We start from the raw sequence: 14,724 nt of genomic DNA on the forward strand, positions 1-14,724 counted from the left end.
AAGATCACGTCGGGGTCGGTGCGGTTGATGTCCGCGATCACCCGTTCCCAGAAGACGACCGGCTTGGTGTGCGGGTTGTCGACCCGGAAGATCCGCACCCCGCAGTCCATCCAGTGCCGCAGCACGCGCACGGTCTCCGCGATCAGGCCGTCCATGTCCGCGTCGAAGGCGATGGGGTAGATGTCCTGGTACTTCTTCGGCGGGTTCTCCGCGTAGGCGATGGTCCCGTCGGGGCGGTGGTGGAACCACTCCGGGTGCTTGTGCACCCAGGGGTGGTCCGGCGAGCACTGCAGCGCGAAGTCCAGCGCCACCTCCAGGCCCAGCTCGCGCGCCTGCCCTACGAACCAGGCGAAGTCGTCGAGGGTGCCGAGGTCCGGGTGGACGGCGTCATGGCCGCCCTCCGGCGACCCGATCGCCCAGGGCACCCCGACGTCGTCCGGCTCCGGGGAGAGCGTGTTGTTGCGGCCCTTGCGGAACGTTGTGCCGATCGGGTGAATCGGGGGCAGATAGACGACGTCGAAGCCCATGCCGGCGATGGCGGGCAGCCGGCGGGCGGCGGTCCGGAACGTGCCGTGCGGGCGCTCCGGCGTCCCCTCCGAGCGCGGGAAGAACTCGTACCAGGACCCGAACAGCGCCCGCTCCCGCTCGACCAGCAGCGGCAGCGGGGCGGAGGCGGTGATCAGCTCCCGCAGCGGGTGGCGGGCCAGCACCTCGTCCACCTCGGGGACCAGCGCGCCGGCCAGCCGTACCGAGACGGGCAGCACGTCGTCGCGGAGTGTCGCCGCGGCCGTCAGCAGCGTCGTACGGTCGGGTCCCTCCGGCACTCCGGCGGCCGCCCGCTCGTACAGGTCGGCGCCGTCCTCCAGGACCACCCCGGTGTCGATGCCGGCCGGGATCTTGATGCGGGCGTGATGGCGCCAGGTGGCCAGCGGGTCGCTCCACGCCTCCACCCGGTAGGTCCAGCGGCCCTCGGTGTCCGGGGTGACCTCGGCGCCCCAGCGGTCCGTACCGGGCGCCAGTTCGCGCATCGGTGTCCAGGGGCCGTGGCGCCCGTCGGGGGCGGTCAGGACGACATTGGCGGAGACGGCGTCGTGTCCCTCGCGGAACACCGTCGCGGTGACCTGGAACGTCTCACCGACGACCGCCTTCGCCGGACGCCTGCCGCACTCCACCGCGGGACGGACGTCCCGGACGGGGATACGGCCGATGGCCGGGGTCACGCTCATGGGTCTCACCTCCGCCGTAGTCGCGTCCGGGCCCGTGATTCGGGCCGGGGTCCTGCCCCGGACGGGGGCTACCTCCCCGCCCGGGTGTCCGGGGAACGCCTTATCGGCGGAGGCCCGGGCCGGGCGCGCCCCGCCGGGCCGCCGTGCGCCACGGGTCGGCGGGCACCGCCGAGATAGTGCTCGGCGGCGTCCGCGGCCTCGCGTGCGCACCGCTTCCCCATCAGTACGCACAAGGTGTAGCCCGAGTCCTCGAAGGCCGCTCGCACCGCCCGGTCGGCGGGTGAGGCGAGCATCATCTGCTCCCAGGTGCGGTACCGGCGCAACTGCCGGGTCACTTCGGCCTTGGAGGGCAGCAGCATGACGCCCTCCGCCTGCCGGGGCTCGCGAGCTTCCATGGCTACTCATGGTGCATGGATCACGACTCAGCGTCTTGTTGGTGCTTCAACCATCTCGTCTGTCCCCTCGGTCGCTCGTGTTGCACGAATGGACTAACCCCTGCACCGTGGGAGGTGACTCAGAAGCGATCGGTGCTCACGCTCCGCACTCCCCGTCCGCGTCCGGCGAGGGCGCATCGGACGGGTCAGGAGCGAGAGCCTCGCGGTGAGGAGCCCACGAGATGAAGACCGCAGTGCCCTGCTACTACCACCTCGACGTGGAAGTCAGCCCGGAACGGGTCGGACAGGTCAGGCGCATCCTGGCCGCTCACCTACGGTTCTGGGACCTCGACACCCTCGTCGAGCCCGTCTGCCGCGGCGCCGAGATGCTGCTGAGGGCGATCGACGAGCACGCGACCGACAAGAACACCTCGATCGAGATGTGGTGGAACGGCCAGCACCTGATCACGGCCGTCGGCGGCCACGACCGGGACCTGCGCCCGGACCAGGACCTGCGCGCCTGCCTGGGCCGCATCGCCGCGATGAGCGACGGCTGGGGCTGCTGCGCCACCGACGGCGGCGGCAACGTCATCTGGTTCTCGCAGCGGGCCCGGGCGGACGATCGCGCCCCGCTGGTCCCGGTCGCGCCCGCGCCGAGCCTGCGCGAGGTGCTCCAGGTGCCGCGCGAGGTACCGGTCGCCGCCCTGGCCGCCGCGGCGGGGGACACCCGGTGACCGCGCGACGGTACCGGAAGGCAGGGGTGCCCGTGTGGAGCGGGCACCCCTACCCGTTGGGCGCCGAGCACGACGGCGAGGGCACCAACTTCGCGCTGTTCAGCGAGGTCGCCGAGCGCGTCGAACTGATCCTCGTCGACGACGGCGGCCGGGGGCTTAGCGTTCCGCTCACCGAGGTCGACGGATTCGTCTGGCACGGCTACGTCCCCGGCGTCGGCCCCGGCCAGCGCTACGGCTACCGGGTGCACGGGCCCTGGGCCCCCGCCCTCGGGCACCGGTGCAACCCGGCGAAGCTGCTGCTCGACCCGTACGCCCGTGCCGTCGACGGGCAGGCCGACAACCACCCCTCCCTCTTCGAGCGGGCCGGCGACCGCCCCGACCCGGCCGACAGCACCGGGCACACCCTGCTCGGTGTGGTCACCGACCCGGCCTTCGACTGGGGCGACGACCGCCCGCCCGGGAAGCCGTACGCCGACACCGTCATCTACGAGGCCCATGTCCGCGGCCTGACCCGCACCCACCCCGACGTCCCGCCCGAACTGCGCGGCACCTACGCGGGCCTCGCCCACCCGGCGGTCATCGGCCACCTGGTCGAACTCGGCGTCACCGCGGTGGAACTGATGCCGGTTCACCAGTTCGTCCAGGACGGTGTGCTGAAGGACCGCGGCCTGTCGAACTACTGGGGCTACAACACCATCGGCTTCTTCGCGCCGCACAACGCCTACGCCGCCCACGGCACCCGAGGGCAGCAGGTCACCGAGTTCAAGGCGATGGTGAAGGCGCTGCACGCGGCCGGCCTGGAGGTCATCCTCGACGTCGTCTACAACCACACCGCCGAGGGCAACCAGAACGGCCCCACGCTCTCCTTCCGGGGCATCGACAACGCCTCGTACTACCGCCTCGTGGACGGCGACTGGGCCCACTACTACGACACCACCGGCACCGGCAACAGCCTGCTGATGCGCCACCCCTACGTGCTTCAGCTGATCATGGACTCGCTGCGGTACTGGGTGACCGAGATGCACGTCGACGGCTTCCGCTTCGACCTCGCGGCCACCCTGGCCCGGCAGTTCCACGAGGTGGACCGGCTGTCGGCGTTCTTCGACCTGATCCAGCAGGACCCGGTGATCAGCCGCGTCAAGCTGATCGCCGAGCCGTGGGACGTCGGCGAGGGCGGCTACCAGGTGGGCAACTTCCCTCCGCTGTGGTCGGAGTGGAACGGCCGCTACCGGGACGCCGTACGTGACTTCTGGCGCGCCCAGCCCGGCTCGCTGGGCGAGTTCGCCTCCCGGCTGACCGGCTCCTCCGACCTGTACGCCCGCAGTCGGCGCCGGCCGCGCGCCAGCGTCAACTTCGTGACCGCGCACGACGGATTCACCCTGCGCGACCTCGTCTCGTACAACGACAAGCACAACGAGGCCAACGGCGAGGGCAACCGGGACGGCGAGAGCGTCAACCGCTCCTGGAACTGCGGTGCCGAGGGCGACACCGGCGACCGGACCGTCCTCGCCCTGCGCGCCCGCCAGCAGCGCAACCTCCTCGCCACCCTGCTGCTCTCCCAGGGCATCCCGATGCTGCTGCACGGCGACGAACTCGGGCGCACCCAGCGCGGCAACAACAACGCCTACTGCCAGGACAGCGAGCTGTCCTGGATCGACTGGCGGCTCACCGACGAACAGCGCGACCTCATGGACTTCACCCGCCGGCTGCTGGCCCTGCGCGCCGCCCACCCCGTGCTGCGCCGACGCCGCTTCTTCCTCGGCGAGACCGCCACCGACGCCGACCAGCCGCTGCCCGACCTGGTGTGGCTGCTGCCCGACGGACGCGAGATGACCGACGCCGACTGGCAGGAGCCCGACGCGCACTGCCTGGCCGCCTTCCTCAACGGCGACGCCATCGCCGAACCCGACAAACGCGGCCGCCCCGTCGTCGACGACTCCTTCCTCCTCCTGATCAACGGACACTGGGAACCGGCCCACTTCCGCCTGCCCCCGGCGGCCTACGGCGACCGCTGGACGGTCCGCGTCGACACGGCCGAACCGGACGGGGGCCCGGACGAGACCGAGTACAAGGCGGGGGCCCTGGTACGCGTCATCCCCCGCAGCCTGATGGCCCTGTCCCGCCCGTCACGCAGCAGGGTCTGAGCGGTGTGGCCGGCTGTGCCCACCCGTTCCGCAGGGCGGAATGGGTGGCTCAGCGCAACGGCCGCGAGGTCACCGTGAACTGCGCCCCGTCCGCGTCCCGCAACACCGCCTCGTCGTCCGTCACGCTCAGCACACTCCCCCCGTGCTTCTCCGCCGCCCGCGCGCACGCCTCCACGTCCGGCACCGCGAAGTGCACCTGCCAGTGCGGCCGGATCGTGGGATCGGGAGCCGCCTCCAGCGCCCCCGAGACGATCCGCGCCACCACGTCCCCGTGGCTGCGCAGCACCACCTCGTCGCCCTCGTAGTGCACCTCGCAGCACCCCGGCAGGTCCGAGGCCCAGTCGAGGATCTCCCCGTAGAAGATCGCGGCGGCGAACGCGTCACGCGTGTGCAGCCGGATGAAGGCCGGCGCGGAGGTCTTCCACATCTCCCAGTTGCCCATCAGCTCGCCCTCCCAGACCCCGAAGGTCGCCCCGTCCCGGTCCGCCAGCAGGGCGGCCCGTCCGGGCGGCAGGGAGATCGGCCCCACGGCGGCCGTGCCCCCGCGTTCGCGCACCCGGGACGCGGCCACGTCCGCGCTGGGCACGGCGAAGTACGGCGTCCAGGCGACCGCCATCTGCCACATGGCGGCGACGGCGGCGATCCCCGCCACCGGAAGGTCGTCGGCGAGCGCGATGCGGAACCGGTCGCCGAGCCGGCCCTTGCGCCAGCGCCAGCCGAGCACGGCGCTGTAGAAATCCTGGGTGGCTTCCAGGTCACGGCTGGTCAGGCTGACCCAGCAGGGGGCTCCGAACACGGAGTGCGTGGTGACGATCCGGGGCTTGCCGGGGGTGGGAGACGACTGGTCGTTCATGGCCTCGTGTCCTGATCTCGTCGGCCGCCGGCTGGGGGCTGGCGTGGTCCGTTCCCAGTGTCCGACGCGAACCGCCCGGGGCGCCTGCCGAGGGGGCCGGTGGCACGATGGAGTGGTGGCACGAGTACCGCAGGGATCACCCGACGAAACGGCTCGCACGCAGGAGCTTCGCGAAGAGGTCGACCAGCTCAAGGAAGCGGTGGCCTCGCACGCCGTCGTGGACCAGGCCATCGGCATGGTGGTGGCTCTCGGGCGGGTCTCGCCCGATCAGGGCTGGGCGGTGCTCAAGGAGGTCTCCCAGCACACCAACATCAAGCTGCGCAACATCGCCGAGCTGATCCTCATCTGGGGACGCACGGGGCAGCTGCCCCAGGAGATCCGGGCCGCGCTGGAGGACGCCCTCGACCGGCACGGCCCCACCCAGATCCCGGGCGCGCCCCCGATGGAGCAGTGACCGGGCGGCAGCGCCGCTCAGCGTGCCCCGGAGAGGACCTCGTCGCGCAGCCGGTCGAAGCAGCCGCTGAGCAGCCGTGAGACGTGCATCTGCGAGATGCCCAACTGGTCCGCGATCCCGCTCTGGGTCATCCCGCGGAAGAACCGCAGGTAGAGAATGGTCCGCTCGCGTTCGGGCAGGGCCCGCAGACAGGGCGTCACGGCCACCCGGTCGACCACCGTGTCGTAGCCGGGGTCGCGGTCGCCGAGCGCGTCCTCCAGGGCGTAGCCGTCGGTGCCGGGCAGCTCGGCCTCCAGCGAGAGCGCGGAGAAGCACTCCAGGGCCTCCATGCCGGTGCGCACCTCGTCCTCGCTGAGCTGCGCGTACGCGGCGATCTCGGCGACCGTGGGCGCGCGGCCCCCGGCCGTCTGGGCCAGTTCCTTCACCGCGTGCCGCACCCGGTTGCGCAGGTCCTGCACCCGGCGCGGCACATGCAGCGTCCACATGTGGTCCCGGAAGTGACGCTTGATCTCCCCGGTGATCGTCGGCACCGCGTACGCCTCGAAGGCGCGGCCGCGCGTCGGATCGTAGTGCTCGACCGCCTTGACCAGGCCGAGCGCCGCCACCTGGTAGAGGTCCTCCAGCGTCTCGCCGCGGCCTCGGAAGCGCACGGCGATGCGCTCGGCCATCGGCAGCCACTGCTCGATCAGCTCGTCCTTGAGCGCCTGGCGCTCCGGTCCCTCGGGCAGCCCGGCGAGCCGGGCGAAGTCCGCGGCGGTGTCCGGAGCGTCGTCGTGCGGGTGAGGTCGGGTTCTGATGGTGGGACGCATTGGGCGCGCCTCCCTCAGGGAAGTGCCGTGGGACGGACACCGTGGGGACGCGCGCGCTCGGAACGTGTGCAGGAGAACCGGGGCCCGGTACACGCGGGATCCCACGGACGTGCCTCCTGTCCGAAGCACGAAGGGGAGATTCCCCCGACAGGGTGGTTTGAAACAACGGGGACCGTCTCGGCGATCTTGCCGTCCGACGTGATGTGCGGCACGCCCGCCGGGGCCCGCGCGCGGCCCGTCGGCGGATTCCCGCTGGGCAGCGCTTGATCGGCGATCAAAAGGGGTGATTCCCCTGGCCACAGCGCATTCCGCTCATTTGACAGTGTGCTGAGCACACGGATAGGAAGCAGCCCGGAGCAGGCGAGAGGGCGGACTGTGTACGAGCCGAACGTGGTCGGGGACTGGCAGGAGTACGAGGAGCACGCCGGTCTGCGTCTGCGCGTCCACCGACTGGAGCGGGGAGAGCCGCCGCGCGGCCGCGACGACGCCGCCGAGGGGCTGACGTACTTCCGGCTGCGGATCACCGTCGAGAACCGCGGCGAGGGGCGCTTCACCGTCCATCTGGAGGACGGACAGGTCGATGTGCGGGTCGGACCCGACGGGGAGAGCGCGTTCGTCGACTGGCGCAACACGCAGTTCATCGAGGGCTTCGACGTCTACCCGCTGCGCCGGGCCACCGCCGTGCTGTACGCGGCCGGGCCGGAGGCCGCGCTCGGCCAGGTGGATGTGCAGGTCCAGCTGCGTGTCGACGACGAGTGGAGCGACCGCCGGCTGTGGACCGGCGGCCTCGGCGCGGAGGGGGAGCCCGTCGGCGCCCCCGCGGGCGGCGCGGCGCACGACATGCTCGCCCATCAGGTGAGCAGCTTCCTGCGCCGCCAGGCCGAGGAGGGCACCGCCTGACGCGCCGGCGCCTCAGTGCGCGATGCCGTCGATCAGCTCCCGGGCGCCCTGCCGCAGCAGGGCCACCGCGACCGACGTGCCCAGTGTGGCCGGGTCCAGCGGGCCCGCCCACTCGTGCGCGTTCAGCCGGGTCTTGCCGTCGGGGGTGAACACACAGGCGCGCAGGGACAGTTCGCCGGCCCGGTCGACCTGGGCGTAGCCGGCGATCGGGCTGTTGCAGTGCCCCTGGAGGACGTGCAGGAACATCCGTTCGGCCGTTGCCTCCCGGTGTGTCGCCGGGTCGCCCAGCGCGCTCACGGCGTCGATCAGCGCCGTGTCGCCCTCCCGGCACTGCAGGGCGAGGATGCCCGCGCCGATCGGCGGCATCATCGTCTCCGGTGACAGGATCTCGCTGATCACGTCCGTCCGGCCGATGCGCTCCAGCCCGGACGCCGCGAGCAGCAGCGCGTCCGCCTCCCCCGCGGCCAGCTTCTCCAGCCGCCGGTTGGCGTTCCCACGGAACGGTACGCACTGAAGGTGCGGGTGCGTGGCCGCCAGCTGGGCGACCCGGCGCACCGAGGAGGTGCCGATCCGCGTCCCCGCGGGCAGTTCGTCCAGGGTCAGCCCGCCCGGGTGGACCAGGGCGTCACGGATGTCGTCCCGCTTGAGGAACGCCGCGAACACCGTGCCCGCCGGCAGCGGGCGGTCCGCCGGGACGTCCTTGACGCAGTGCACCGCGAGGTCCGCCTCGCCGGCCAGCAGTGCCGCGTCGACCTCCTTGGTGAACGCGCCCTTGCCCTCGACCTTGGACAGATCACCCATCCACTTGTCGCCGGTGGTCTTCACGGGGACGACCTCGGTACGCACCCCGGGGTGCGCGGCGGCCAACTCCGTGCGGACCCGGTCCACTTGGGCCAGCGCCATGGGCGAGTCACGGGAGACGATCCGGATCAGTTCCGCAAACGGCATGCGCGACACGATAGCCCCTCGGGCACCCTCACCGTCCCACCTCCAGGAAGTACCGCACCTTCTCCTCGGCCCGGGCGCCCCGCCGGTCGTGCTCCGCGTGGGGGAAGGCCGGTTCGGCGGGTTCGGCGTGCCGGGCGACGGGGGCGTCGCTCATCGCACGGTCCCCTCCAGGGTGTCCTCGCTCCAGACGGCGAGGCGGTCGGCGAGGGGCCCGGTGCCGTCGAGGACATGCCGGCTGAACGCCTCCCGCTCGTGGGCGAGCAGCGCCGCCTCCCACACACAGGGTGCGAGACCCGACCGGCCCGGCCGCAGCAGCTCGGGCTTCCCGGCCGGGCCGGTGAAGACGGCGAGGTCCGACATGTAGCCCTCGATCCAGGTGTGGACCAGAACGTAGTCGCCGTCCCCGCCCGCGTGCGCGATCAGCACGGCCAGCCCCAGCGAGCCCCGCTGCGGGCCGAGCGCCAGCTGGGCCCCGGCGATCCGCAGCGCCGCCTCGGCGTCGTCGGCGGTCACCGTCCGGCCCGGTGCCTCCAGGGCATACGTCTTCACCAGGTGCCCGGCGGCCTGACGGGTGCCCAGCGGGCGGGCGGTGCGGGCGTGGTGGTCCTCGGAGAGGGTGAGCAGGGCCTGTGCGGGCACCGCCGGCGGGAGTTCGTTGGCATGATCCATCCCGCCATCATGGAGTGCTCGGTCCGGGTCGGACCAGGGGCCCGTCTCCCTCAGGCGGTGCCGCGCGGTTCAGGCGTAGGGGTCGAAGGCGATCCCCGACGGCTTCGCCGACGCCAGGTGGTTGGCGAAACTGCCCTCCTTCAGACCGAAGTGGGCGCTGCCGAAGTCGTACGCGCTCAACTTGTCGCGCAGGCCGGCCGGATAGCCGTCCCAGCCGACCAGCGGCGGGTACTGCCAGGTGCCCCGGTGGTTCTCCGGCGGCTCGTCGTTGCTGTTCGCGAGGCGGAAGCAGTGGGTGCTGATGCCGTCCTTGTGGTACACGATCTTCGCGTGTGTGCCGTCGAAGCGGACCGAGGACGCCGTGCTCACGGTGAACGAGCCGTGGTTGGACGTCGACACGTACCGCACCTGGCCGCTCTGCACCCACACCACGACGTGCTCCCAGTCGTGCCGGTGCCCGCCGATGCTGCTGCCCGGGAGCGCCTGGTCCTTCTCGAAGTAGAGGCCGTACATATAGGCGCACCAGTCGTTGTTGCACTTGGCGCGTGAGTAGCTGTTGGTGTTGTCCAGGTCGGAGGCGTCCCGGCAGCTGCCGTTGAGCGAACCGGTCGGTTTCAGGCCGCCGTTGATCGTGCCGTCGGGGCCGATGGCGGGGGTGGAGTAGCAGCCGTCGGTGTCGTAGTCGAAGGCCGGACGGTACGTCAGCTCGTCCTGTGTGGCGTTCTGCGGCAGGGCCTGGGGCGGTGCGGCCCAGGCCGTGGTGGGGACGGCGAGCACGAGCGCGGCGGCACCGGCGAGTCCGGTGAGCCATCTCCTGCGGTGGGCCTTGAACGACGGTGACGCCACTGCGTCCTCCTCGGGATCCGGGCGCAGCCGAACGGCTGTGGGTGAAAAGGAGGTTCAGCTTCCCGGTTCGGCGCGTCCATGCCAAGAGTGGCGGGCGTATCGGTGGTGAACCGCGGCCCAATCCTTGGGTGATCCCGGTCAGACGAGGTCGTCGGGCACGTCGGCCGCCGACTCCTCCGGCGTCAGGTCCGGGCGCAGTCGCAGCCAGGAAGGCTGGCGCAGCAGGCCCGCCCTGGTGCGGGTGCTGTGCCGGACCTCGCCCACCAGCCGGGGGACGACCCAGTGCGCGCCCGCGATCGGCGGCACCGGGTCGAAGGGACAGTCCGGCGTCGCGAGGTCGCGCAGCCGCGCCGCCAGGTCGGCCCGCTCGGCCTCGCTCCAGCCGGTGCCGACGCTGCCGACGTACCGCAGGGCCGACCCGGCGCGCTGCCCGACCAGGAGGGCGCCGAAGCTGCCCGTCAGCCGGCCCTTGCCGGGTGACCAGCCGCCGACCAGGACGTCCACGCCCCGCATGTTGCGGATCTTGATCCAGTTCCGGGAGCGCACGCCCGGCTCGTACACCGAGTCCAGCCGCTTGCAGACCACGCCCTCCAGCCCGTGCTCACGGGTCGCCGCCAGGGCCTGACGGCCGTGGCCGAAGAGCGCGGCCGGTGTCGACCAGCAGGGCCCCGCGAGGCCCAGACCTTCCAGCTCCGCGCGCCGCCGCTCGTAGGGCAGCCGCAGCAGCGAGCGCCCGCCCAGGTGCATCACGTCGAACAGCACCAGATGCACCGGAGCCCGCGCCGCCAGCCGCGCCGCACGGGCGGGCGCGTGCGCCAGCCCCATCCGCGCCTGGAGCAACTGGAAGTCGGCCCGCCCCTCCTCGTCCAGCGCGAGCACCTCCCCGTCCAGCACGGCCGCCGTACGACCGAGCGCGGCACCCAGTGGCCGCAGCTCCGGATAGGCACCGGTGATGTCCTCCCCGGAACGCGCGCGCAGCACGATCCCGCCGTCCCCGGGCAGATACACCACGGCCCGCTGGCCGTCCTGCTTGGTCTCGTACGCCCACCGCGCGTCCTGCGCGACGGGCGGCAGGACACCCGAGGTGGCGAGCATGGGTTCGATCAGGGGCAGCTCCACGGCTCAGTTGTCGACACGGCCGGGCTTGGCCACGCACGCCGACGTGCGGTTTCCCCTGAACGGGGGTCGACAGGGCCACCAGCCGGGTTCGCGCCCCAGCGGCAGCATCAGGCCGGGTCAGCTCGCCGCGCAGCATGCCGCCGAGTTCGATCTCGGCGGTGTCGGCTCGCGGGGCCCGCGCAGCAGCAGCCGGGCCACCAGCGGTGGGGCGAGCAGCGGAGCAGCCCCGCGCGGCGGCCGACGCGTTCCCGGGGTCGTCCGGCTGCACGTCGGATCGGCGCCAGCGGCGCGGATGGCCCGTCCCCGCAAGGGAGTTGGTGCAAGGGGGGGCCTCCAGGTCCGCGCATACCGTCGAGTAGGATCGCGCGCCTGGCCCTCAGAGGAGAAACCGTGCCCCGGTCCGAACGCTCACCCCTGCTGCTCGCCGGCCTGCTGGCCGCGGCGGGCGCCGCTCACTTCGCCGCACCGAGACCCTTCGACGCGATCGTGCCGCGCGCCCTGCCCGGCTCGCCCCGTGCCTGGACCTACGCCAGCGGCGTCGCCGAACTGGCGCTGGCCGCCGGGGTGGCGCTGCCGCGCACCCGGCGGACGGCCGCACGCGCCACGGCGGCGTTCTTCGTCGGCGTGTTCCCCGCGAACGTGAAGATGGCGCTGGACTGGCGCGACCGGCCCGCCCCGCAGAAGGCGGCGGCCCTCGGCCGGCTGCCCCTGCAGGTGCCGCTCGTGCTGTGGGCGCGCGGCGTGGCCGCACGGGCGGAGGGCAGGGCATGAGCGAGACGATACGGACGGGCGACCGCGTGGAGGACTTCATGCTGCCCGACGAGACCGGGACCCCGCGCAGCCTGACCGGGCTGCTCGCCGACGGGCCGGTCGTCCTCTTCTTCTACCCCGCCGCCCTCACCCCCGGCTGCACCGCCGAGGCATGCCACTTCCGCGACCTGGCCGCCGAGTTCGCCGAGGTCGGCGCGCGCCCCGTCGGCATCAGCGGCGACACCGTGGACCGGCAGCAGGAGTTCGCCGGGCGGCACACCCTCGGCATGCCGCTGCTGTCCGACACCGACGGCGCGGTGCGGGAACGGTTCGGCGTGAAGCGGGGCTTCTCCCTGGCGCCCACCAAGCGGGCCACGTTCGTCATAGCCGAGGACCGCACCGTCCTGGACGTGGTCCGCAGCGAGCTGCGCATGAACACCCACGCGGACCGCGCGCTCGCCGTGCTGCGGGAGCGGCGCGCCGGATAGCCCCGTCGGCGTCGCCCGCCGCTTGATGCAGGAACCAAGAGGGCCCATTCTGGGTGATATGGAACATGTCGGCGCTGTGGCCGTCGTGGACGCCACCGGCGTCGTGACGGGCTGGAGCGACGGCGCCCGGCTGCTCACCGGCTACCCCGCCGAGGAGGCCGTGGGTCGCCCGGCGGCCGATCTGCTCGCCGAGACCCTGCCGCCGGACGCGGTCGGCGCCCGGACCGCCCCCGCCGTCCTGCGTCACCGCGACGGCTCCCGCGTATCCCTCGTCCTCACGGCGTGTCCCCTGCTCGGCGAGGACGGGACCCCCAGGGCCCATGTCATCACCGCACAGCCGCCCGGCGACCCTGAGCCGAGCCTCGCTGAGCGGGCGTTCCAGCAGGCATCGATGTCGATGTCCGTCTTCGACACCGAGCAGCGCTATCTCCGGCTCAACGAGGCGGCCTGCCAGGTGATGGGCGTATCCGAGGACGTACTGCTCGGCCGGCACTTCCCGGAGACCGTGGAGGACGCCAAGCACAGCCGCGGCTTCCACTGGCACCTGCGCCAGACCGCCGAGACGGGCATGCCGCTGCGCTACGAGAGCTTCACCGGCGCCCCGGCCCTGAACCGGGAGCACGCCTGGACCACCGACATGTGGCCCGTGCGCGACTCCTCCGGCGAGGTGATCGGCACCGCCCTCGCCGCCTTCGACAGCACCGAGCAGTACTGGGCCCGACGGCGGCTGGCCCTGCTCAACGAGGCGGCGGCCACCATCGGCACCACCCTCGACCTGGTCCGCACGACGGAGGAGCTGATCGAGGTCGTCGTACCCCGGTTCGCCGACTTCGCCAGTGTGGACCTGTTCGACTGGGTCCTGGGAGCGGGGGAGCAGCCGCCCATGCCCGCCGCGGACATCGCGCTGCGCCGCGTCGCCCACGGCTCGCTCACCGACGGCACCCCGGAAGCGGCCGTGCACCTCGGCGACACCGACGTCTACCCCGCGTACTCGCCACCCGCCCGGGCGCTCAGGGAGGGCCGCGTCATCCTCAGCCAGGCCGGCGAGCCCGATTTCGTGCGATGGGTCGCCGAATGCAACGCGCGCGCCCCCGCCGGCCGGCGCCACCGCGTCGGCGCGCACTCGATGATGGCGGTACCGCTGCGCGCCCGCGGCACCACACTCGGTGTCGCGGTCGCCGTACGCATCGGACAGCCGGAGGACTACGGCCCCGACGACGGCGTCTTCGCCGAGGAACTCGCCAGCCGCGCCGCCGTCTGCGTCGACAACGCCCGCCGGTTCGCCCGCGAACGCACCACCGCCCTCGCCCTCCAGCACAGCCTCCTCCCCCGCGGCCTGCCCGGACAGGCCGCCGTCGACGTCGCCCACCGCTATCTGCCCAGCGGTTCCACGGCGGGCGTCGGCGGCGACTGGTTCGACGTCATCCCACTGTCCGGCAGCCGGGTCGCCCTGGTCGTCGGCGACGTCGTCGGCCACGGAATCCCGTCCTCCGCGACCATGGGACGCCTGTGCATGGCCGTGCGCACCCTCGCCGATGTGGACCTGCCGCCCGACGAACTCCTCACCCACCTCGACGACCTCGTCACCCACCTCGCCACGGACGACGACGGCGGCGGTGAGGAGGTCGCCGAACTGGGCGCCACCTGCCTGTACGCCGTCTACGACCCCGTCGACCGACGCCTCGCCCTCGCCGCCGCCGGTCACCCGCCGCCCGCCGTGCTGCTCCCCGACGGCACGGCCCACCTCGTCGGCCTGACCCCCGGCCCGCCGCTCGGCGTCGGCGGGCTGCCCTTCGAGGCGACGGAGCTCCAGCTCCCCGAGGGCGCGGTCGTCGCCCTCTACACCGACGGCCTGATCGAGGACCGCGACCGCGACATCGACCGCTCCACCGACGAACTGTGCGCCGCGCTCACCGCGCCCGCCGCCTCCCTCGACGCCCTGTGCGACACCGTGCTGAAGGCGGTGCTGCCGGAGGAGCCCGGCGACGACGTCGCCCTGCTGCTCGCCCGCACCCGCGCCCTCGGCACCGACCAGGTCGCCACCTGGGACATCCCGCCGGACCCCGCCCAGGTCGCCGTCGCCCGGCAGGCCGCCACCGAGCAACTCGCCGCCTGGGGCCTGGAGGAGACCGCCTTCGTCACCGAACTCGTCGTCAGTGAACTCGTCACCAACGCCATCCGCTACGGCACGACCCCCATCCGGCTCCGCCTGATCCGCGACCACAGCCTCATCTGCGAGGTCTCCGACGGCAGCTCCACCTCCCCACACCTGCGGCGCGCCCACGCCTTCGACGAGGGCGGGCGCGGCCTGCTGCTGGTCGCCCAGCTCACCCAGCGCTGGGGCAGCCGGCAGACCGCCGGCGGGAAGACCATCTGGGCCGAACAGCACCTGCCGGCCGGCTGACCGGGC

At 72.8% G+C, this 14,724-nt stretch carries 16 protein-coding genes; 7 read left to right on the forward strand and 9 right to left on the reverse strand.

Translation table 11 applies throughout. The features are described 5' to 3' along the window. Both ACH5AC_RS34305 and ACH5AC_RS34310 read right to left on the reverse strand, forming a co-directional pair. The coding region (locus ACH5AC_RS34305; protein ID WP_398866214.1) for a maltotransferase domain-containing protein at positions 1-1,226 on the reverse strand (1,226 nt) is incomplete at its 3' end. A 68-nt stretch (positions 1,227-1,294) separates the two neighbouring features. After that, positions 1,295-1,585, reverse strand: coding sequence for a DUF5133 domain-containing protein (locus ACH5AC_RS34310; RefSeq protein WP_398866323.1), 291 nt, complete (start codon positions 1,583-1,585; stop codon positions 1,295-1,297). A gap of 257 nt (positions 1,586-1,842) precedes the next feature. Here ACH5AC_RS34310 and ACH5AC_RS34315 point away from each other — a divergent pair, with 257 nt between their 5' ends. Together ACH5AC_RS34315 and glgX are read left to right on the forward strand one after the other, a co-directional pair. Beyond that, a complete protein-coding gene (locus ACH5AC_RS34315; protein WP_398866216.1) occupies positions 1,843-2,334 on the forward strand; it encodes a pep a2 in 492 nt (163 codons plus the stop codon). Next, positions 2,331-4,478 (forward strand): glycogen debranching protein GlgX, encoded by a 2,148-nt coding sequence (glgX, locus tag ACH5AC_RS34320; RefSeq protein WP_398866217.1) that lies wholly within the window; start codon positions 2,331-2,333, stop codon positions 4,476-4,478. Before ACH5AC_RS34315 ends, glgX begins: the two co-directional genes overlap by 4 nt. Positions 4,479-4,527: 49 nt before the next feature. Here the strand turns inward: glgX and ACH5AC_RS34325 are convergent, their stop codons facing one another. Continuing rightward, a complete protein-coding gene (locus tag ACH5AC_RS34325; protein WP_398866218.1) occupies positions 4,528-5,331 on the reverse strand; it encodes a VOC family protein in 804 nt (267 codons plus the stop codon). A 115-nt stretch (positions 5,332-5,446) separates the two neighbouring features. Between ACH5AC_RS34325 and ACH5AC_RS34330 the strand changes: the two genes are divergently transcribed. Next, the gene (locus ACH5AC_RS34330) at positions 5,447-5,785 is read left to right on the forward strand and encodes an ANTAR domain-containing protein (protein WP_398866219.1); all 339 of its coding nucleotides are present in this window, start codon (positions 5,447-5,449) and stop codon (positions 5,783-5,785) included. Positions 5,786-5,802: 17 nt separating this feature from the next. Here the strand turns inward: ACH5AC_RS34330 and ACH5AC_RS34335 are convergent, their stop codons facing one another. Beyond that, positions 5,803-6,594, reverse strand: a complete 792-nt coding sequence (locus ACH5AC_RS34335; protein ID WP_398866220.1) for a SigB/SigF/SigG family RNA polymerase sigma factor — start codon at positions 6,592-6,594, stop codon at positions 5,803-5,805. A gap of 375 nt (positions 6,595-6,969) precedes the next feature. Between ACH5AC_RS34335 and ACH5AC_RS34340 the strand changes: the two genes are divergently transcribed. Further along, a complete protein-coding gene (locus ACH5AC_RS34340; RefSeq protein ID WP_398866221.1) occupies positions 6,970-7,494 on the forward strand; it encodes a hypothetical protein in 525 nt (174 codons plus the stop codon). A 12-nt stretch (positions 7,495-7,506) separates the two neighbouring features. Here ACH5AC_RS34340 and hemC read toward each other — a convergent pair whose 3' ends face one another. The 5 genes from hemC to ligD all read right to left on the reverse strand — a co-directional run bounded on the left by hemC (position 7,507) and on the right by ligD (position 11,052). After that, positions 7,507-8,442 (reverse strand): hydroxymethylbilane synthase, encoded by a 936-nt coding sequence (gene hemC / locus ACH5AC_RS34345; RefSeq protein ID WP_398866222.1) that lies wholly within the window; start codon positions 8,440-8,442, stop codon positions 7,507-7,509. A 28-nt stretch (positions 8,443-8,470) separates the two neighbouring features. Next, entirely contained in the window at positions 8,471-8,596 is a 126-nt protein-coding gene (locus ACH5AC_RS34350) for a hypothetical protein (RefSeq protein ID WP_398866223.1), read from the reverse strand. Continuing rightward, the gene (locus tag ACH5AC_RS34355) at positions 8,593-9,111 is read right to left on the reverse strand and encodes a hypothetical protein (RefSeq protein WP_398866224.1); all 519 of its coding nucleotides are present in this window, start codon (positions 9,109-9,111) and stop codon (positions 8,593-8,595) included. The genes ACH5AC_RS34350 and ACH5AC_RS34355 overlap by 4 nt, the downstream gene beginning before the upstream one ends. 69 nt (positions 9,112-9,180) lie before the next feature. Continuing rightward, positions 9,181-9,957, reverse strand: coding sequence for an NPP1 family protein (locus ACH5AC_RS34360; protein WP_398866225.1), 777 nt, complete (start codon positions 9,955-9,957; stop codon positions 9,181-9,183). Positions 9,958-10,095: 138 nt separating this feature from the next. Then, the gene (gene ligD / locus ACH5AC_RS34365) at positions 10,096-11,052 is read right to left on the reverse strand and encodes a non-homologous end-joining DNA ligase (RefSeq protein ID WP_398866324.1); all 957 of its coding nucleotides are present in this window, start codon (positions 11,050-11,052) and stop codon (positions 10,096-10,098) included. A 414-nt stretch (positions 11,053-11,466) separates the two neighbouring features. Here ligD and ACH5AC_RS34370 point away from each other — a divergent pair, with 414 nt between their 5' ends. From ACH5AC_RS34370 to ACH5AC_RS34380, 3 genes are read left to right on the forward strand one after another with little or no spacing between them, the layout of a single operon-like run. Continuing rightward, on the forward strand, positions 11,467-11,847 hold the full coding sequence (locus ACH5AC_RS34370) for a hypothetical protein (protein ID WP_398866226.1): 381 nt from the start codon (positions 11,467-11,469) through the stop codon (positions 11,845-11,847). After that, on the forward strand, positions 11,844-12,314 hold the full coding sequence (locus ACH5AC_RS34375; protein ID WP_398866228.1) for a peroxiredoxin: 471 nt from the start codon (positions 11,844-11,846) through the stop codon (positions 12,312-12,314). Before ACH5AC_RS34370 ends, ACH5AC_RS34375 begins: the two co-directional genes overlap by 4 nt. A 58-nt stretch (positions 12,315-12,372) precedes the next feature. Beyond that, positions 12,373-14,718, forward strand: coding sequence for a SpoIIE family protein phosphatase (locus ACH5AC_RS34380; RefSeq protein ID WP_398866229.1), 2,346 nt, complete (start codon positions 12,373-12,375; stop codon positions 14,716-14,718). The last annotated feature ends 6 nt before the right edge of the window (positions 14,719-14,724 follow it).

It is taken from the genome of Streptomyces sp. NPDC018693 (assembly GCF_044391385.1).
GTDB lineage: Bacteria > Actinomycetota > Actinomycetes > Streptomycetales > Streptomycetaceae > Streptomyces.